This is a genomic window from Rhizobium sp. TH135, from assembly GCF_002855515.1.
GTDB lineage: Bacteria > Pseudomonadota > Alphaproteobacteria > Rhizobiales > Rhizobiaceae > Allorhizobium.
The window spans coordinates 81223-99331 of record NZ_PKRP01000005.1 but is presented as its reverse complement, the minus strand read 5'-3'; the positions used below and the strand labels follow the sequence as shown (position 1 = coordinate 99331).

Below are 18109 nucleotides of genomic sequence, written 5' to 3'. Positions count from 1 at the left end.
TGTTGATTTTGAGCTCCGAAACCCGCAGAAGGTTTCGACGCGTCGGGGATCTGAGGAAGCAATGAATATTTCAATGCCGTCGGCAGCTGTCGGAAGTTCGAAAGCGCAGGTAACACACCTGAACTACAGGCGGGACTTTGACGGCTTGAGGGCTGTTGCCATCATCCCCGTGGTCATCTTTCACGCTTTCCCTGAGCTAATGCCGGGTGGATTTATCGGGGTAGACGTGTTCTTCGTCATCTCTGGTTTTCTGATCACGACAATCGTCGCCCGAGAGTTAGAGCAAGGGAGCTTCAGCCTCGCGCATTTCTATGCTCGGCGCGTTCGTAGGATATTCCCGGCGCTAATCACTACGTTGTTGGCCACCATTGCAATCGGTTGGTTTCTCCTCCTAGAGGGGGAATTCAATCAACTCATGTGGCATGTTTTCGCTGGAGCGACCTTCTGGCAGAACATCGCGTTATACAATGAGGCCGGGTACTTCGATCGTGCGTCGGAGATGAAGCCGCTACTGCACCTCTGGTCTCTGGCTGTTGAGGAGCAGTTCTATATAATCCTGCCACTGGTTCTCCTTGCTGTCACTAAATGGAAAGGACAGCGGGCCGGATTTCTACTCCTGAGCCTTTGCATCGTCTCTTTCGTGCTTGGTATCGAGACGGTAGACCGCAATCCCGAAAAGGCATTCTACATGCCTCATCTAAGGGCGTGGGAATTGCTCATTGGCAGCATGATCGCCCTTTGGCCGTCGCTGATCAATGACCGCGTTCGCTTCTCCGTGGCTCAAGTCCGTAACCACCTGCCCACATCCTTCATGGGAACGCTCGGTGGGCTTGGCTTGCTGGCTATCACTGCTGGTGCATTCATCATTGATAAGGCGGATGGGTTTCCTGGCTGGATCGCCCTGGTGCCGGTACTCGGCGCTGTAGCTGTGATCATCGCTGGGCCGGATGCCTGGCCGAACCGGGTGATACTGAGCTGGAGACCGATGGTCTACATCGGGCTGATCAGCTTTCCCCTCTACCTGTGGCATTGGCCAACCCTTGTTTTTCTAAGGTTGTCTGTGGGCGCTGCGCCGCCGGTCTCCTACCAGATCGCGGCAGTTGCCGTGTCAGTCGCCTTTGCCGTCCTGACGTATCATCTCATCGAGATGCCATTGCGCAAGGGCAAGGAGGGCCACCGCAAGGCGGTCATCGTACCCGGTCTCGCGGCCACGATGGCAGGTCTTGCGGCGCTAGGAATCGCGGGATCGTTTTCCGGCCTTGATCCACTCCGCCCTCAGTTGCTCATCGCGAACGCTCGCAATTTCACTTGGGATGGTGCATTCGAAAACGAGTACTGCCGCAAACGATACGATATCCCTGAAGCCAAATTCTGCAACCTTTCGTCGGATGATGAGCCGACAGTTGCGCTAATTGGTGATAGCCACGCATTGGTCTATTTCGAGGGCTTAGCCAACGCCCTACGCCCGAAAAACGAAGTTCTTTTGAATCTCGGTGGCCCCTCCTGCATGCCAGCAGAGGAGGCGCCCTTCCACAGTACTGCGCTTGCCTTCCGGCCAACTGCAACTTGCAACGCGACCATGGCGAAGGCTTATGAAGCGATACTGGCAACACCGCGCATCCACACTGTGGTGCTGTCGGGCAGACGATTTACCCGCGATCTATCGCCGGAGGATGTCGCCTCAGCGTTCAAAGCCTTCGACAAATCGGTGAAGGCGTTGCAAGCCAGTGGGAAGCGGGTCGTCATCGTGCTTGACTTCCCCGAGCCAAAGATCGATCCGGCGACGTGCATACGACCCTTATCATTGATCGACACGCCGACTGAATGCCAGATCGATCGCTCAACTGCTGCGGCCGCACGACAGTCACAAGTCGACCTGATGCAGGCACTCACCGAAGCAAACCCTGGCTTAACTCTACACGATCCGCTTGAAGATCTATGTGCAGGGACTACTTGCCCCATTCGGATTGAAGGCCGCAGTCTATACCGCGACCTTGACCACTTGTCCCCTGACGGCTCCAATGTTGCCGCTCGCAGTCTCGCGCCGCTGCTGGTTAAAGCGAACTGACGCCGTTCAAGGCCAATACTGGTCGGCCGAGTAGTCAGAGGGTATAGCCGCAGAGTCCTTCAGGGTACGAGCCGCGAAAATGTGTGCCTCTTCGTGCACTGCGCGAGACGGTTCAGGAAATGATCGAGAAGGCGAGGGGGAAGCTCGCCACCAGCGAGCATGGCGCCATCCGCTCGATCGTCGAACTGGGTGAGGCCGTGGCCTAAAACGAGGTGACAGCTGTCTAAAAAGACCGTTGCGGCGACCGTTGGGCCCGCCAGCGCATGGATCGGCTGAACATCGCCGGACGGCAGATCACCATCCTCGACTACAAGACCACCGAATTGAGCGTCGAGCCGCAGTCCGTGGCCCGCGCGATCTACAACAACAACTACCATTTCCAGGATGCCTTCTATCGGCGCGGCGTCCGGCACCTGCTGCCTGGCATCGATCTCCACGAACTGCGCCTCGACTTCCTCTTCATCCTGCAGGAGCAGCAGGCACCATTCGAGATCACCGTGGCCCGCGTCGACAACGCCGGCCGCGTCATCGCCGAGAAGATGGTGAGCGCTGCCTTCCTGCTGTGGCGGAAGTGCATGGCCGAGAACGATTGGCCCGGTTACCCCGGCGACATCGTCGAGGCGGAAATGCCCGTCTACGTCGACACCCGCTGGACGTCGCGCGAGATCGAGGATCCGCGCCTCCAGGGCCTCGGGCACGATCCGATGCCTCTCTACGAAACTCGTCCCTACAAGCCAATCCAGATAGCGGGGCCATGCTGATGACCGAATTCACCGACGCAACTCGCGACGACACCAGCTTGCTCATCGCCATCGCAGGCGCATCCGGATCAGGCAAGACGTTCTCCGCCCTTACGATGGCAACCGGCCTTGCCCAAGGCGAGCCGATCTATGCCATCGATACCGAGGCGAAGCGCATGCTGCACTATGCCGACCAGTTCAAGTTCAAGCACATGGACATGCGGCCACCGTTCACGCCTGAGGCCTACATCGAGGCAATCCAGAAGGCGTAGCGGGCAGGGGCGAAGGTCATCATCATCGACAGCACCTCGGACGAATACGAGGGCGTCGGCGGACTGCAGGAGATGCACGATGACGAGGTGTCCCGGCTTGCCTGGAAGCCCTACGCCAGCCTCGAAGGCTGGGAGATCGACAAGTTCAATGCTCCCGCGTGGAAGGTGCCGAAAACCCGCCACAAGACGCGTCTGATGTCGCCGCTGCGCCAGGTCCGCGCTTACATCATCTTCTGCCTGCGCGCAGAGGAGAAGATTAAGTTCGTGAAGGTCTTCAACGAGCGATCGAACCGCGAGAAGACGGCGATCGAGTCCGCCGGCTGGGTGCCGATCTGCGAGAAGAGGTTCATGTATGAAATGACGATGAGCTTCACGGTGACACCTGATAATCCCGGCGTCCCGCTCATCGAGAATGGCCAGGCTGTGCACGGCAAGATCCAGAGCCAGCATCTGCCGTTCTTCCCGCCGGGTCAGCGTGTCACCGCCGAATGCGGCCGGAAGCTGCGCGCGTGGGCTCGCGGCGAATCCACCACCACTCAATCTCGTCCTGCTACTCCTCCTCCCGGGCATGACGAGCAGGGGGCCGACTCTCACCCCTCCACCCAAAAGTCGGCCCCGCCCACGATCGCGAAATGCTGTGCGAGTATCACAAGGTGCTTGCCGGTGAGATTGATCTCGACGGCCTGAAGGACGCGCACAATTGCTTCAAGTCTCACATCGGCGCGGAAAGCATCGAGACCGCGAAGAAGATCCTCGGCGTCCACAACGCCCGCCTACGTGGCGAGCTGGATGCCGACGCCGCCGCTGAGTACGCGGAGGGATTCATCAATGAGTGACGCAGTCGGTCGATCACTGCTCCTGCTCGACAAAATCATCGTGCATTGCCTGTGTGCGGGGGAAGAGATTCCCGCGAATAGTTCTGACAGAAATCGTTCCGCTGAGACCATGGTCTCCGGGGGCAAAACATTCGAAACTTACAGTGATCATCGCTTTTGTGTCTGTGCCGAACATTTCAGGCTCAATGTCTTTGGGAAAGCCCAATACCAAAACTGCAGCTTCGGGCGGTTTGGACCGATCTTCCTATCCTGCGAGCGCCGGCTTTATCAAAATGTTCCCGTCTGGCCTGATCCGCAAACTTTGTTTGAAGACGGTAGGGGGATCGCCCGTTCTCCCATCAAAATCGTTAGGGATCGAATACAGGAAATTCGGCTGAACGCCAGGGTTCGGGGTAAATCGAACGGCGCTCAGCACGATCAGCGGACGGTTCCAGTTCACTACACGGAAACACCCGGAAAGCCCGTCTGTGGCAACGGAGACCATGTCCATACTCGGCTCACCATCGCCGATCAGGAACTCCGTCTGCCTTCGTTGCTCCCTGAGCTGCCAGTAAACCACCAAGGCGCCCATCGCAGCGAGGAATCCGCCGAACCAGCCAGCAAGCGAAGAGAGCCACTGCTGCAGCGCGCAGTCCTCGGCTTTGCAGATGTAGGACTGCCATTCATCAGGAATGTGCTGCCAATTGAAAACCAGCAACATGACCATTCCGAATGTGAGAAACGAAAGGGTTGCGACCAAAAACGGGTTGTCGCTTTTCATTCTGCGCCCTCAAAAAACATCTTCCTCCTAAGCTCTCGCGAGCGCCCCCCTATAGACATAGTTCGGGACGACGAGCATCCACAGGTTGAGTGCAACATAGCCTCATCTGCCAACGCATTGCTAGCATTTCAGACTTCGGAGCTTGCCTCCTTATGAGACACACGCTGTTCCTCACAGACGGCGAGATCGCAAAGCGACTTGGCCTCGATGAGGACCAGTTCGCGACCGCGCTTCTCGCCCTCCTGAAGGAAGGCTTCCCCCGCCCAGATGCGCTGTTCGCCGATCGCCGATACTGGCCCGCGTGTCAGGCTTTCCTTGATCGCCGGTACGGACTCGCATCATCATCGCCGCAGGCCAATCCCGGCCTTGATGAGGAAGAACCATGGAGACGGAAAAAATCGGCCTGAAAAAGAGGCCAAAGCAGGACGGCAGCACCGCCTATTACTGGGTGGCATCCGCTGTTTCCCGCCACGCCAAGGACTACCCGCAGAAGACTGTGAGAGTTCACGGCGACATCGAGGAGGTGACCCAGCGTTGCCAAGTCCTCACATCCGAGCAGAAGCAATGGCTCGCCCAGAAGGGCATCGGCGCCCCGGCGCAGTATGACAGCACCCCGAGAAGCCTGATCCGCATGTACCAGCAGACGAAAGGCTCCGGCTATTTCGAGGTGAAGAGCAACACCCGGGCGATGTACAATTTCAGCCTGTCACTGCTTGAGGAGGATTGCGGCATGCGCCGGCTCTCCCGTGTCACCGGCCTCGATATCCGCGCCTGGTACGATCATTTCAAGGAACCGGCAGCCGAAGACGGCGAAGAACGTACCCGCCGCGCCTATCAGTGCATGCAGCTCCTGCGCATCGTCGTCGGCTTCGGAATCGTGGCCAATATCACCGACTGCTTCAGGCTCAAGACAGTGCTTGAGGAGATGCGTTTCCACGTTCCCCGCGGGCGCACGGAACAGATCACGTTCGAGCAGGCACAGGCCGTCTGTCAGGTTGCTCTCTCGAAGGGCCTCACCTTGATCGCACTTGCCCAGGCGCTGCAGTTCGAGCACACGCTCCGACAGATCGACGTCATCGGACGGTGGGAGAAGATGGATGACGCAAGAGACGGCGGGATCGTCGATCGCGGCCAGCGGTGGCGGGATGGTCTGCTGTGGGCTCACCTCAGCGCTGACGGCATTCTGACGAAGCCGACCAGCAAGGTGGAAGGCGTCACGGCCGAGCATGACACCATGCAGTACCCGTTCCTTCGCAGCATCATCGACATGATCCCACCGGAGGAGCGCATCGGCCCGATGATCAAGTCAGAGGCGACCGGCCTGCCATACCGGCAGCGATACTTCTCTGACCAGTGGCGGATGTGTGCTGATGAGGCGGGCGTTCCGAAGTCGGTCTGGAACCGCGACAGCCGCGCCGGTGGCATAACTGAAGGCTCTGATGCTGGTGCTGATCTCGAACATCTGAGGCATCACGCGAACCATCAGAACTCGGCAACGACACAGCGTTACAACCGAAAGACCCTCGAAAAAACGAGGACCGTCGCCCAGTTCCGGCAGGCTCACCGAACCGCCAAGAACACTCAGGAAACATGAGCCGGGAACGCCTGTAGGAACGCGTAGGAACGTTGGCATCCAGCATGACAGGATATCAGATTGAATTTGATGGTGATCCCGACGCGATTCGAACGCGTGACCCTCAGATTAGGAATCTGATGCTCTATCCTGCTGAGCTACGGGACCACTTCCTCCTCCATACAAAAGCACAGGCTTCAAGCCAAGCGGTTTCGCGTGGTGAAAATGCCGTGCTCAGCGCGGCAGACGCTGTTCGGCCAGCCGCACCCAATAGGAAATGCCAGCCGCGATCGCCTCGTCGTTGAAGTCGTAAGCCGGATTGTGAAGGCCGGCCGTCTCGCCATTGCCGATCATGATATAGGCGCCCGGTCGCGACTGGAGCATGAAGGCGAAATCCTCGCCGGCCATGCTCGGATCGACCTCGGTGTCGACATTGTCAGCACCCACCACGTCGATCGCTGCGCGTGCGGCAAAGTCGGTCTCAGCGGGATGATTGACAGTCACGGGGCAGGCGCGCTCGTATTCGTATTCGATGGTTGCGCCATGCGCCGCCGCAATGCCGGTCGCGATCTCGCCGATCCGGCGCTCGGCCAGATCGCGCACGCCTTCGTCCAGCGAGCGCACCGTGCCGGAGATGAAGGCCTCTTCGGGAATGATGTTGTGGGTCGTGCCGGCATGAAACTGGGTGACGGAGACCACGACCGAGCGCAGCGGATTGGCGTTGCGCGCGGCAATCGTCTGAAGGGCGCCAACGATCTGCGCACCGATGACGATCGTGTCGGCGGTGTTGTGCGGTTCGGCCGCATGGCCACCGAGGCCGGTCAGCTTGAGTTGAAACTTGTCGGGAGCTGCCATGATGCCACCCTTGCGGATGGCGAAGGTCCCCACGGGCTTTCCAGGCATGTTGTGCATGCCGTAGATCTCCGCGATGCCGAAGCGATCCATCATGCCGTCTTCGACCATGGCCAGTGCGCCACGCCCACCTTCTTCAGCCGGCTGGAAGACGACGGCCACGGAGCCTGAAAAATTGCGGGTCTCTGCGAGGTATTTGGCCGCACCCAGCAACATGGCGGTGTGCCCGTCATGGCCGCAGGCATGCATGCGTCCTGCAATGGTCGAAGCCCAGGGCTTACCGGTGATTTCGTCGAGCGGCAGCGCATCCATGTCGGCGCGCAGCCCGATGGTGCGGCCTTCGCCGCCCGATCCCTTGATGATGCCCACCACGCCGGTGCGGCCAAGGCCGGTCACGACTTCGTCTACGCCGAATTCGCGCAGCTTTCCTTCCACGAAGGCTGCCGTGTTTTCAACGTCGTAGAGGATTTCCGGATTGGCATGAAGATGGCGGCGCCATTCAGTGGCCTCCGTTTGGAGTTCGGAGGCTCGGTTCAGAAGAGGCATTCTCTCGTCCTGGGTTCAGTCCTGGTCACGCACAACTCGCATCACGCGATTGTCGGACACGAATGTGCGCCTTTCAATTGACGTATTCAATGGGCTTTGCCATTCCTTCCCTACATAAGATCTCGTCACGTGTTGACGAAGGCCCAGCCGAACAAGAGGATCGAAGTCGTGTTTGCGAAACGTCCCCGCATGTTGTCTTCAACCGGATCCTTCCGCCGACTGGCGGTCGCCGTCTCGCTGGTGGCAATGGTTCTGCCGGGTTTGGCTGCCGCCAATCCGATGATGGTCGTCGATGTCGGCAGCGGCCGCGTAATCGCGCATCAGGAAGCTTTCCGTAAATGGTATCCGGCGTCGCTCACCAAGCTGATGACCGCCTACACGACCTTCCGCTCGATGCGGACTGGCGAGCTTTCGCCCGAAACAGTCGTCGTCATGAGCAAGCATGCCGCAGACCAGCCGGCCAGCAAGATGTATTTCAAGCCGGGCTCTAAGCTCACGCTCGACAGCGCGTTGAAGCTCCTGATCATCAAGTCTGCCAATGACGTGGCCGTGGCGATCGGGGAAACCGTGAGCGGTAGCGAGGGTGCCTTCGTTCAGCGGATGAACCAGGAGGCGCAGCGTCTCGGCATGACCTCCACGCGTTTCGTCAATCCCAACGGACTGCCGGGCAAGGGGCAGTATACGACGGCCCGCGACATGGCGCTTCTGGCGGCAACCATCCGGCGCGAATTCCCTGAATATGCCGGCTACTTCGCGCTCGAAGGGGTAACGACGGGCAAGAAGGACTATCCGAACTTCAATCTGCTGGTGGGCCGCTTCCCGGGCGCCGATGGCATGAAGACGGGTTATGTCTGCGCTTCCGGCTTCAATCAGGTGTCTTCTGCCACCCGCAACGGCCGCACGGTGATCTCCGTCGTGCTCGGCGCCGACAGTCTCGGCGCGCGCGCAGACCTGTCCGCCGAACTCCTGCAGAAGGGGCTGACGACAACGGTCGCCGGCAATCGGCTGGAGCAGCTCGCACCCTATGGTGAGGGGCTGGATCAGGTGACCGACATCAGCGCCCAGATCTGCAACCCCCAGGCGCGAAAGGTGCGCAGCGAAGGCCGCGACGAGGCCGGGCGGATGAAGCTGCTCTCGCCCTATATCCGCGAGATGGGTCGCCCACCGGCCATGAGCTTCGCCGGTCTGATCCCGGGCAGCGAACCGGTCGAGACCAAGAAGGGGGCGGGCACGGGCGAGATCGCCAATGTGCCGATCCCCAAGCCGCGTCCCACCTTCTGAGCTGATCCATGACCCAGACCCGCATCCCCGTTTCCATCCTCACCGGCTTCCTCGGTGCGGGCAAATCGACGCTCCTCAACCGCCTCCTCAAGGATCCGGCGATGAAGGATGCGGCCGTCATCATCAACGAATTCGGTGAAGTCGGGATCGATCATCTCCTGGTCGAAGCCTCCAACGATGCCGTGGTCGAGCTCTCCGATGGCTGCCTCTGCTGCACGGTGCGCGGTGAGCTGGTCGACACGTTGGCAGAGCTGATCGATGGCATGCAGACGGGCAGGATCAAGCCGTTGTCCCGCATCGTCATCGAGACGACCGGGCTTGCCGATCCCGCACCGGTCATGCAGTCGGTCATGGGTCACCCCGCCGTCGCCCAGCATTTCGATCTCGATGGCGTCGTGACGGTCGTCGATGCGGTCAATGGTCTTTCGACCATCGATGCCTATCCGGAAGCCTATAAGCAGGTGGCGGTGGCTGACCGGCTGATCCTCACCAAGAAGACGCTCGCCGACGAGGCGACGATATCTGCGCTCACCCAGCGGCTGCGGTCGCTCAATCCGCGCGCGCCGATCACCGATGGTGACGCTGCGGACGCCGGCTCGGCTGCCATGCTGATCAACGGTCTCTACGATCCTGCAAGCAAGATCGCCGATGTCGATCGCTGGCTGAAGGACGAGATGGCGGCGGACGATCATCATCACCACGACCACCACCATGGTCACGACCATCATCACGGCCATGGCCACGATCACCATCACCATGCGCACGACGTGAACCGTCACGGTGCCTCGATCCGCTCTTATGCGATCCTGCATGACGAGCCGATCGATCCGATGGCGATCAACATGTTCATCGATCTCCTGCGCTCCACGCATGGCGAAAAGCTGCTCCGGATGAAGGCGATCGTGGCGCTCACCGACCGGCCCGACAAGCCGCTGGTGCTGCATGGCGTGCAGTCGATCTTCCATCCGCCGGTGCGCCTGCCGGCCTGGCCAGAAGGGTCGAACCGCAAGACGCGGCTGGTGCTGATCACCAGGGATCTGTCGGAGAGCTATGTGCGCGACCTGTTCGGCGCATTCACCGGCAAGCTTGCGATCGACCGGCCGGACCGCGCCGCGATGATGGACAATCCGCTGTCCATTCCAGGCTTCAAGTTCTAGCCAGTCTCGGCCGAGGTCTCGGTCTCGGTCTCGCCCTTGCGGATATGAAAGCGGTTGCCGCCCTCCAGCCGTTCCTGCGCCAGCAAGTGGTGGCCGTCTTCATTGCAGAAATGCGGAATGTCGATGCCGGCGAGAGGATCGCTGGTCTCCACGATGAGTTCGTCACCGGGCTTCAAGTCGGCCATGCGGCGGCGCGTCTTCAAAACGGGAAGGGGGCATTTCAGCCCCCTCAGATCGTATGTCGGCGCCTCGGGCATGCTCTTACCAGAGCTTCCAGAAGGGCTTCTTAGGTGCTACTTCGGGAGTCGCCTGTGCCGTCTGCGGTGCAGGGGCGAGCGGGTTCGGCTGCGGGACGGGGATGACGGTTGTTCCCGGAGCCGCTGCCGCGGCGGCAGTGGTGGTCGGCGCGGTCTGTGCGGCCTGGGCCTGCGGATCGCCGTTCGGGTTGGTCGCCATCTGGTTGACGGCAGCGGTCCCATTGGCGGGTGTCGACATGGCAGGAGGGACATCGTCGATGTCGAGCAGCTTGCCGGCCTTTAGGGCAGAACCCGTCGGTGCGAAAGCAAGATCATGCGAGCGCGACTTGCGAAGGTCCGCCACCAGCGCCTTGCGCTCGGCTTCGGTCGGATCGTACCAGATCTTGCCGTCGTATTTCTTCAGCGCCTTGGCATAGGCTGCATCATAGGCCTCGTTGTAGCCGTTGAGCGCGACGGACAGGGCCGGAGGCGTGCTGATCGGCGGGCAGGCGCCCTGCGGATTGAAGCTCGATCCGGCTGGAGCCGTCTGGTTGAAGACATACTTCTTCTCGCAGACATTGACCTCCGGGGGACGCTTGGTCACTTCGAAGTGGTCGTAGCCGACCTTCAGCGTTTTCCAGAAATCATAGTGTGGACTGTGGCGGTGGCGCGCCATGTTTTCGGCCGTCATGCGGAACGGGAAGGCCTGCAGCTGAACTGCCTGCTGGCCGCCCTTGAAGGCGTCACGCGCGAAGGCATAGATTTCCAGCATCTGGGCATCGGTCATGGAATAGCAGCCCGAAGACGAGCAGGCGCCATGGATCATCAGATGCGTGCCGGTGCGGCCGTTTGCGCGGTCGAACTGGTTCGGGAAGCCGGTATTGATGGCGAGGAAATACTTGGAATTCGGGTTCAGGTGGTAAGGCGTCAGCGGATAGAAGCCTTCCGGCGCCTGGCGGTCGCCTTCCTTCACCTTCGGGCCTAGCCGGCCCGACCAGGCACAGATGTCGTATTCCACGACCTTGTCGAAGCGGTTGTTGGTCTTTGCCTTCCAGACCTCGAGCTTGCCCTCTTCCTTGAAGATACGGAGCATGATCGGCGAGTTGCGATCCATGCCCTTCTTCTGGATTTCGGCAATCAGGCGAGCAGGCAGAGGCTGCTCGACCTTGTTGGAGACCCGCGGCGTATCATAGGCCGCGCTCTCCAACGTATCGTTGCAGCCAGCCAGGGCGGCGGTGAATAACAGAACCAGGGCCGTCGATGTCAAGCGCATGCGCGAACGCTCTTTCCAGGAACACATGTTGCGGCTCGAAACGAGCCTTTTCATGCGTAGTTTAGAACTGCTTTCTTCACAAATTATAAACCAATCGCCACCGATTTCGCCATCGGTCTTCCGGCGCTAGTCCTGCAAAGCGGCGGAGTGATGGCGGATGGTCGCAGCCCTGAAGCGAAACCTCAGAGATTGCGGCCGATATCGAGGAATTTCTGGCGGCGGTCGGCGCGCAGCTTGTCGCCCGGCAGCGGGGTCAGTTCGGCAAGCGCACTGGCAATCACGTCACCGGTCATGCCGATCACCCGGTCCGGTGCGCGATGCGCGCCGCCGACAGGCTCCGGAATGATGGCGTCGATGATGCCAAGACCCTTCAGGTCTTCCGCCGTGATCTTCATGTTGGTCGCAGCTTCCTTGGCGCGGGTCGAGTCGCGCCAGAGGATCGAGGCCGCACCTTCCGGCGAGATGACCGAATAGATCGCGTGTTCCAGCATGTAGACGCGGTTGCCGGTCGCAATAGCAATCGCGCCGCCCGAGCCACCTTCGCCGATAACGACGGAGACCATCGGAACCTTGAGGCCGAGGCACATCTCGGTGGAGCGGGCAATCGCTTCCGCCTGGCCGCGCTCTTCCGCGCCAACGCCCGGGTAGGCGCCTGCCGTGTCGATCAGGGTGATGACTGGCAGGCCGAAGCGGTCGGCCATCTCCATAACGCGGATCGCCTTGCGGTAGCCTTCGGGACGCGGGCTGCCGAAGTTGTGCTTGATGCGCGACTTGGTGTCGTTGCCCTTTTCCTGGCCGATCACGGCGACCGGCTGGCCGCGGAAGCGGGCGAGGCCGGCCTGGATGGCAGCGTCCTCGGCAAACTTGCGGTCGCCGGCCAGCGGCGTGAATTCGGTGAACAGCGCTTCGGCATAGTCGACGAAATGCGGACGCTGCGGATGGCGCGCGACCTGCGTCTTCTGCCAGGCGTTGAGCTTCGAATAGATCTCCACCATCGCCTCGTCGACGCGGCTTTCCAGCCGGCTGATCTCTTCAGACGTGTCGATGCTCTCGTCCTCTTCCGCGATCTTCTTCAGTTCGCGGATCTTGGCCTCGAGGTCGGAGATTGGCTTTTCGAAGTCGAGATAGTTGTGCATGAACTCCGTTCCGATCGTTCGTTCCTGGCGCTCGCTGCCCTCAGGAACCGGCTTTGCCGGTCCTAATCGGGGTTTTTGGCCTGTTTTGCAAGGGGGTGATGCGTATGCACCAGTTGCTGCAGGCGTTCATCGAGCACATGCGTATAGATTTGTGTCGTTGAAATGTCGCTGTGGCCGAGCAGTTCCTGCACGGCGCGCAGGTCCGCACCATTGCCGAGAAGGTGGCTTGCGAAGGCGTGTCTGAGCACGTGCGGAGAGACCGCATTGGCCGACAAACCGGCCCGGGTCGCCAGATCCTTGAGTTCACGGGCGAAGACCTGGCGGGGCACGTAGCCCTCCTTGCTCGCTGCGGGAAAGAGGAAGGGACTGTCTGCCTGTGCCGGGTCAGCCCCCCGGATTTTACCGTATCGGGCGAGTGCCTCGATGGCTGTGCGTGACAGCGGCACCAGCCGTTCCTTGTTGCCCTTGCCGCGCACCAGAAGGAACCGGCCTTCCTGGGTCAGCACCTTTACCGGAAGCGAGACAAGTTCGCTCACACGCATGCCGGTTGCATAGAGAAGTTCGAGCAGTGCCTGCCTGCGGATCTTCGTGGGCTGATCCGGTCCCTCGAGGTTCGCCTCCGCTTCGGCAAGCGACAGCAGCCCCGTCACATCCTCGACCGAGAGCACCTTGGGCAGGGGCCTAGATTTCTTCGGCGCATCGAGGATCGATGTCGGATCGTCGCCGCGCAGGCCCTCCGCATACAGAAACTTGTAGAACTGCCGCATGGCCGACAGGCGCCTTGCCTGGGAGGTCGGCTGGAAGCCGCGCCGGGCGAGGTCGGAAAGGTAGGCTGTGAGGTCGTCGCGTGTTGCAGCACCCAGGCTCACCTTGCGGCCCGACAGGAAGTCCGAGAGATCGTCGAGATCGCGCTGATAGGAGATGAGCGTGTTTTCGGCTGCCCCGCGCTCTGCGCTCAGCATTTCCAGGAAGGCTTCGACGCGCGCGCTGCTGAGATCCGACATGAAGTGGTTCCTGCTACTGCTCGACCGGATTGATCCGCTCCGAGGGAATGCGCACGGTGACGTCCCGCTCTCGTGGCTCAACGAAGACCGCAAACGACCACATGGTCACATAGACCAGGCCGACGATGGTCCCGCAGACGAAGAGGAAGCGAAACAGTGTGGGCATGGTCGGTCCTTAACCTGTCGTCACAACACATAGGTTCAAGCATGGCGTTTACCAAGGCCGGGACAGGTCCCTTGGAATTGCAGCCATGGCTTGACGCTAGCCTCCTATATGTCAATAGGTCATGAAACAGTCGTGAACAGGCCGATGACCGATACGATCCTCAACCTTGCTCCCAGTCTGGGTGAGCGCGCCAAGGCGGCGCTCGGCAAACGCAATCTCGTTCTCGTCGGCCTGATGGGCGCTGGCAAGTCGGCGATCGGCCGCATCGTTGCCCAGCAACTCGGGCTGCCTTTCATCGACACCGATACCGAGATCGAGCGGGTCTCGCGCATGTCGATTTCCGAACTCTTTGCTGCTTACGGCGAGGAGGAGTTCCGGGCGCTCGAAACCCGCGTGATCAAGCGCCTGCTCAGAACCGGGCCACGCGTCGTCTCCACCGGCGGCGGGGCCTTCATCAACGAAAAGACCCGCAAGCAGATCGAGCGGGGCGGTGTTTCGGTCTGGCTCAGTGCCGACCTCGACGTGCTCTGGGAACGTGTCAACAAGCGGGATCATCGGCCGCTTCTGAAGACAGAGAACCCGAAGCAGACACTTCAGGACCTGATGGACAAGCGTTATCCCATCTACGGGCTCGCCGACATCACCGTCCAATCGCGCGACGTGCGCAAGGAAGTCATCGCCAATGAGGTCCTGACCTCGGTGATCGAACATTTCGGCAAGGACAAGACGCAATGACGAAGCTCGAGACATCGGAACGCCTGGTGCATGTGCCGCTGGGCGAGCGCTCCTATGATATCCTGATCGGACCCGGCCTCATGGCGCGTGCCGGCGGCGAGATCACGAGCCGCATCAAGGGTCGCCGTGCCGCCATCGTCACGGACGAAAATGTCGGCGCGCGTTATCTCGACGGGTTGATGGACAGCCTGCAGACCGATGGCATCGAGGCAGTCTCAGTGACCCTTCCGGCCGGCGAGAAGACCAAAAGCTTCGACTATCTTACCAAGGTCTGCGACGTCCTGCTCGAAGCGCGCATCGAGCGCAACGATACGGTGATTGCGCTTGGCGGCGGCGTCATCGGCGATCTCACCGGCTTTGCCGCCGGCATCGTGCGCCGTGGCGTGCGCTTCGTGCAGATCCCGACCTCGCTTTTGTCCCAGGTCGACAGCTCGGTTGGCGGCAAGACCGGCATCAATGCTCGCCAGGGCAAGAACCTCGTCGGTATCTTCAACCAGCCCGATCTCGTGCTCGCCGATACCGATGTGCTCGACACGCTGTCGGAGCGCGAATTTCGCGCCGGGTATGCCGAAGTTGCGAAATATGGCCTGATCGACAAGCCTGATTTCTTCGAATGGCTGGAGAACAACTGGCGCGATGTGTTTGCCGGCGGTGCGGCGCGCATCGAGGCGATTGCCGTTTCCTGTCAGGCCAAGGCCGATGTGGTGGCTGCCGACGAGCGTGAAAACGGTCGCCGCGCGCTGCTCAATCTCGGCCACACCTTCGGACACGCGCTCGAAGCCGCAACCCAGTATGACAGCAGCCGTCTGGTGCATGGTGAGGGCGTGTCGATCGGCATGGTGCTCGCCCATCGCTTCTCTGCCCGCATGAACCTTGCAAGCCCGGATCTTGCGGATCGTGTCGAAGCGCATCTGAAGGCCGTCGGCCTGCCCACTCGCATGGACCAGATCCCCGGCGAACTGCCGCCGACGGAAGTGCTGATGGATGCCATCGCCCAGGACAAGAAGGTGAAAAGCGGCAAGCTCACCTTCATCCTCACCCGCGGTCTCGGCCAATCCTTTGTCGCCGACGACGTGCCCGCCTCCGAAGTCCAGCGTTTTATCGAGGAGATGCGTCCATGATGATGATCGAGCAAATCCTTGCCAGTCTCGGCGAATACTGGCTGACCCTGGTCGCCATCCTGCTCTTGATCTGTGCCTCTGCCTTCTTCTCCGGGTCTGAGACGGCGCTTACGGCAACGTCTCGTGCGCGCATGCATAGCCTTGAGGTGAATGGCGATTTGCGCGCGGGCGTGGTCAATTTCCTGATCGAGCGGCGTGACAGGCTGATCGGTGCCCTGCTGATCGGTAATAACCTGGTCAACATTCTCGCCTCGTCCTTGACGACCAGCCTCTTCCTTGGCCTGTTCGGAGATTCAGGCGTTGCCATCGCCACGCTTTTGATGACGGTCCTGCTCGTCATCTTCTCGGAAGTTCTGCCGAAGAGCTGGGCGATCTCGACACCAGAGCGGTTTGCACTGTTTGTGGCGCCGCTCGTGCGCCCCTACGTGGCGGTTGTCGGTCCGCTCTCCAGCCTGGTCAACTGGATCGTGCGCAAGTTGCTCGGCCTGTTCGGTGTTTCGATTTCCGGCGAGGCGTCGATGCTTTCAGCGCATGAGGAACTGCGCGGTGCTGTGGCGCTCCTGCATCGTGAAGGGTCCGTCGTGAAGGCCGACCGCGACCGTCTCGGCGGTGTTCTCGATCTCGGCGAGCTTGAAGTCTCCGATATCATGATCCACCGCACCGCCATGCGCGCCGTCAATGCCGACGAGCCGCCGGAGGTCGCGATCCGCAATATTCTCGAAAGCCCCTATACGCGCATGCCGGTCTGGCGTGGCGCGACCGACAACATCATCGGTGTCATCCATGCCAAGGATCTGATCCGGGCGCTGGCCGAGCCGAATGTCGAGCCGCAGGATCTCGATATCGTCAAGATCGCGCAGAAGCCCTGGTTCGTGCCTGACACCACCAACCTCAAGGACCAGCTCAACGCCTTCCTGCGCCGCAAGACCCATTTTGCCGTCGTCGTTGACGAGTATGGCGAGGTGCAGGGCGTGGTGACGCTGGAAGACATTCTGGAAGAGATCGTCGGGGACATCTCGGACGAACACGATCTGGAGATCCAGGGCGTTCGCCAGGACAGCGACGGCTCGATCGTCGTCGACGGCGGCGTGCCGATCCGCGATCTCAACCGCGCCATGGACTGGCTGCTGCCGGACGAAGAGGCGACCACGATTGCCGGTCTCGTCATCCACGAGTCGAAATCGATCCCCGAGGAGCGCCAGGCTTTCACCTTCTACGGCAAGCGCTTCATCGTGTTGAAGCGTGAGAAGAACCGTATCACGCGCCTGCGCATCCGCCCGATCGACGCCGCCGAACCGGCGGAATGATCGTATCCGAGTTTACCAGCGTGTGGGCTCGCCCGGGGCGGCGGGCTCGATGGCGAGCGCATGCAGGCCGGCGTCCAGCTCGGGCTTCAGCAGATCGGTGACGGCCCTGTGGCGGGCGAGCCGTGTCATGCCCTCAAAGGCAGCCGCGACGATCCGCACACGCATATGGGTCTCGCCGGTGCCGGTGATATCAGGCTGGTGGCCGGCATGGTGGTGGCTCTCGTCTAACACGACGAGGCGTTCGGGGCTGAAAGCCTCCGTGAGACGGGTCTCGATCCGGCTCTTTACCGACATGGTCTGCCTCTTCCTGCTGCTTCGCAAAACGCCCCACAAAGCGCGTAACAAACCGGTTTGTCAATTCTTGTCCGCCTCCAGCCTACGCCCCATAATTACGGCATGAAACTCGACTCGAAATACTTCGATCGGATCCGGACCCGGCGAAAGCGGGAGGCCGAGCCCGAGCCATCCAATCCAGTGTGCCAATGGGACGGCTGCGACAAGCCGGGTGCTCATCGCGCACCTGTGGGCCGCCATGCCGAAGGCCAGTTCTTCCTGTTCTGCTTCGAGCACGTGAAGGATTACAACAAGGGCTACAACTACTTCTCCGGCCTCTCGGACACCGAGATCGCGCGCTACCAGAAGGAGGCGATCACCGGTCATCGTCCCACCTGGACCGTCGGCGTCAACAAGGCGGCGAAAGCAAGCCCGCTTCACTCCACCATGCGCTCCGGTTCGGCTGCGTCACAGGCGCGCATGAAGGACCCGTTCGGCTTCGTCCAGCAGGGACGCGGCGGTGCGTCGCGCTATCAGGCGGCGGATCGAAAACTCAAGACTCTCGAGGCAAAAGCCCTTGATACGCTTGGGCTTAACGTCAGCTCCACGCCGACCGACATCAAGACCCGCTACAAGGATCTTGTAAAAAAACACCATCCTGACGCAAATGGCGGAGACAGGGCTTCTGAAGAGCGTTTTCGCGCTGTCATTGAAGCCTACAAATTGTTAAAGCAGGCCGGTTTCTGTTAGTCCAAACATACAGCAGCGATGAG

21 protein-coding genes and 1 tRNA gene are annotated in these 18109 nt (G+C 60.7%); 13 read left to right on the top strand and 9 right to left on the bottom strand.

Annotated features, from left to right (window positions below):
* Positions 1-61: 61 nt before the first annotated feature.
* The 6 genes from C0V73_RS15680 (at position 62) to C0V73_RS23315 (ending at position 3916) form a co-directional block, all read left to right on the top strand.
* On the top strand, positions 62-2068 hold the full coding sequence (locus C0V73_RS15680) for an acyltransferase family protein (RefSeq protein ID WP_102020944.1): 2007 nt from the start codon (positions 62-64) through the stop codon (positions 2066-2068).
* Between the two features lie 83 nt (positions 2069-2151).
* Complete coding sequence (locus tag C0V73_RS23400; RefSeq protein ID WP_280951010.1) at positions 2152-2274, top strand: hypothetical protein; 123 nt, start codon at positions 2152-2154, stop codon at positions 2272-2274.
* A 57-nt stretch (positions 2275-2331) separates the two neighbouring features.
* A complete protein-coding gene (locus tag C0V73_RS15675) occupies positions 2332-2829 on the top strand; it encodes a PD-(D/E)XK nuclease-like domain-containing protein (RefSeq protein WP_245407997.1) in 498 nt (165 codons plus the stop codon).
* Complete coding sequence (locus C0V73_RS23325) at positions 2829-3080, top strand: AAA family ATPase (RefSeq protein WP_245407996.1); 252 nt, start codon at positions 2829-2831, stop codon at positions 3078-3080. Before C0V73_RS15675 ends, C0V73_RS23325 begins: the two co-directional genes overlap by 1 nt.
* A 72-nt stretch (positions 3081-3152) precedes the next feature.
* Positions 3153-3767, top strand: coding sequence for a hypothetical protein (locus C0V73_RS23320; RefSeq protein ID WP_245407995.1), 615 nt, complete (start codon positions 3153-3155; stop codon positions 3765-3767).
* Entirely contained in the window at positions 3734-3916 is a 183-nt protein-coding gene (locus C0V73_RS23315; protein WP_245407994.1) for a hypothetical protein, read from the top strand. Before C0V73_RS23320 ends, C0V73_RS23315 begins: the two co-directional genes overlap by 34 nt.
* 244 nt (positions 3917-4160) lie before the next feature.
* Here the strand turns inward: C0V73_RS23315 and C0V73_RS15660 are convergent, their stop codons facing one another.
* Positions 4161-4676: a hypothetical protein gene (locus C0V73_RS15660; RefSeq protein WP_102020942.1), complete on the bottom strand. Its 516-nt coding sequence runs from the start codon at positions 4674-4676 to the stop codon at positions 4161-4163.
* Positions 4677-5058: 382 nt separating this feature from the next.
* On the opposite strand from C0V73_RS15660, the gene C0V73_RS15650 reads away from it, so the two are divergent.
* Complete coding sequence (locus C0V73_RS15650) at positions 5059-6270, top strand: integrase (protein WP_102020940.1); 1212 nt, start codon at positions 5059-5061, stop codon at positions 6268-6270.
* 70 nt (positions 6271-6340) lie between these two features.
* Here the strand turns inward: C0V73_RS15650 and C0V73_RS15645 are convergent.
* Positions 6341-6417 (bottom strand) — tRNA-Arg (locus C0V73_RS15645).
* Positions 6418-6483: 66 nt separating this feature from the next.
* Positions 6484-7647 (bottom strand): M20 aminoacylase family protein, encoded by a 1164-nt coding sequence (locus C0V73_RS15640; protein WP_102020939.1) that lies wholly within the window; start codon positions 7645-7647, stop codon positions 6484-6486.
* Positions 7648-7836: 189 nt separating this feature from the next.
* Here C0V73_RS15640 and C0V73_RS15635 point away from each other — a divergent pair, with 189 nt between their 5' ends.
* Positions 7837-8928, top strand: coding sequence for a serine hydrolase (locus C0V73_RS15635; RefSeq protein WP_102021249.1), 1092 nt, complete (start codon positions 7837-7839; stop codon positions 8926-8928).
* Between the two features lie 8 nt (positions 8929-8936).
* Positions 8937-10085 (top strand): GTP-binding protein, encoded by a 1149-nt coding sequence (locus C0V73_RS15630; protein ID WP_102020938.1) that lies wholly within the window; start codon positions 8937-8939, stop codon positions 10083-10085.
* On the opposite strand, the gene C0V73_RS15625 is transcribed toward C0V73_RS15630, so the two are convergent.
* From C0V73_RS15625 to C0V73_RS23120, 5 genes are all read right to left on the bottom strand, one after another.
* Positions 10082-10342, bottom strand: a complete 261-nt coding sequence (locus C0V73_RS15625) for a sulfurtransferase TusA family protein (RefSeq protein WP_102020937.1) — start codon at positions 10340-10342, stop codon at positions 10082-10084. The genes C0V73_RS15630 and C0V73_RS15625 overlap by 4 nt on opposite strands.
* A gap of 4 nt (positions 10343-10346) precedes the next feature.
* Complete coding sequence (locus tag C0V73_RS15620; protein ID WP_102020936.1) at positions 10347-11594, bottom strand: murein L,D-transpeptidase family protein; 1248 nt, start codon at positions 11592-11594, stop codon at positions 10347-10349.
* A gap of 182 nt (positions 11595-11776) precedes the next feature.
* Positions 11777-12730, bottom strand: a complete 954-nt coding sequence (locus C0V73_RS15615) for an acetyl-CoA carboxylase carboxyltransferase subunit alpha (RefSeq protein ID WP_054149889.1) — start codon at positions 12728-12730, stop codon at positions 11777-11779.
* A 62-nt stretch (positions 12731-12792) separates the two neighbouring features.
* Complete coding sequence (xerD, locus tag C0V73_RS15610) at positions 12793-13734, bottom strand: site-specific tyrosine recombinase XerD (RefSeq protein ID WP_102020935.1); 942 nt, start codon at positions 13732-13734, stop codon at positions 12793-12795.
* A gap of 13 nt (positions 13735-13747) precedes the next feature.
* Positions 13748-13900: a hypothetical protein gene (locus C0V73_RS23120; protein ID WP_172450198.1), complete on the bottom strand. Its 153-nt coding sequence runs from the start codon at positions 13898-13900 to the stop codon at positions 13748-13750.
* Positions 13901-14044: 144 nt separating this feature from the next.
* Here C0V73_RS23120 and C0V73_RS15605 point away from each other — a divergent pair, with 144 nt between their 5' ends.
* The 3 genes from C0V73_RS15605 to C0V73_RS15595 are packed head-to-tail and all read left to right on the top strand — an operon-like array spanning position 14045 to position 17063.
* On the top strand, positions 14045-14635 hold the full coding sequence (locus tag C0V73_RS15605; RefSeq protein ID WP_102020934.1) for a shikimate kinase: 591 nt from the start codon (positions 14045-14047) through the stop codon (positions 14633-14635).
* Positions 14632-15756 (top strand): 3-dehydroquinate synthase, encoded by a 1125-nt coding sequence (gene aroB / locus C0V73_RS15600; RefSeq protein ID WP_102020933.1) that lies wholly within the window; start codon positions 14632-14634, stop codon positions 15754-15756. The genes C0V73_RS15605 and aroB overlap by 4 nt, the downstream gene beginning before the upstream one ends.
* Positions 15757-15758: 2 nt before the next feature.
* Positions 15759-17063: an HlyC/CorC family transporter gene (locus C0V73_RS15595; protein WP_102021248.1), complete on the top strand. Its 1305-nt coding sequence runs from the start codon at positions 15759-15761 to the stop codon at positions 17061-17063.
* A gap of 12 nt (positions 17064-17075) precedes the next feature.
* Here C0V73_RS15595 and C0V73_RS15590 read toward each other — a convergent pair whose 3' ends face one another.
* On the bottom strand, positions 17076-17357 hold the full coding sequence (locus C0V73_RS15590; RefSeq protein ID WP_102020932.1) for a BolA family transcriptional regulator: 282 nt from the start codon (positions 17355-17357) through the stop codon (positions 17076-17078).
* A 102-nt stretch (positions 17358-17459) separates the two neighbouring features.
* Here C0V73_RS15590 and C0V73_RS15585 point away from each other — a divergent pair, with 102 nt between their 5' ends.
* Positions 17460-18086 carry a J domain-containing protein gene (locus tag C0V73_RS15585; RefSeq protein WP_102020931.1) on the top strand — a complete coding sequence of 209 codons (627 nt, stop codon included), beginning with the start codon at positions 17460-17462 and terminating at the stop codon, positions 18084-18086.
* The last annotated feature ends 23 nt before the right edge of the window (positions 18087-18109 follow it).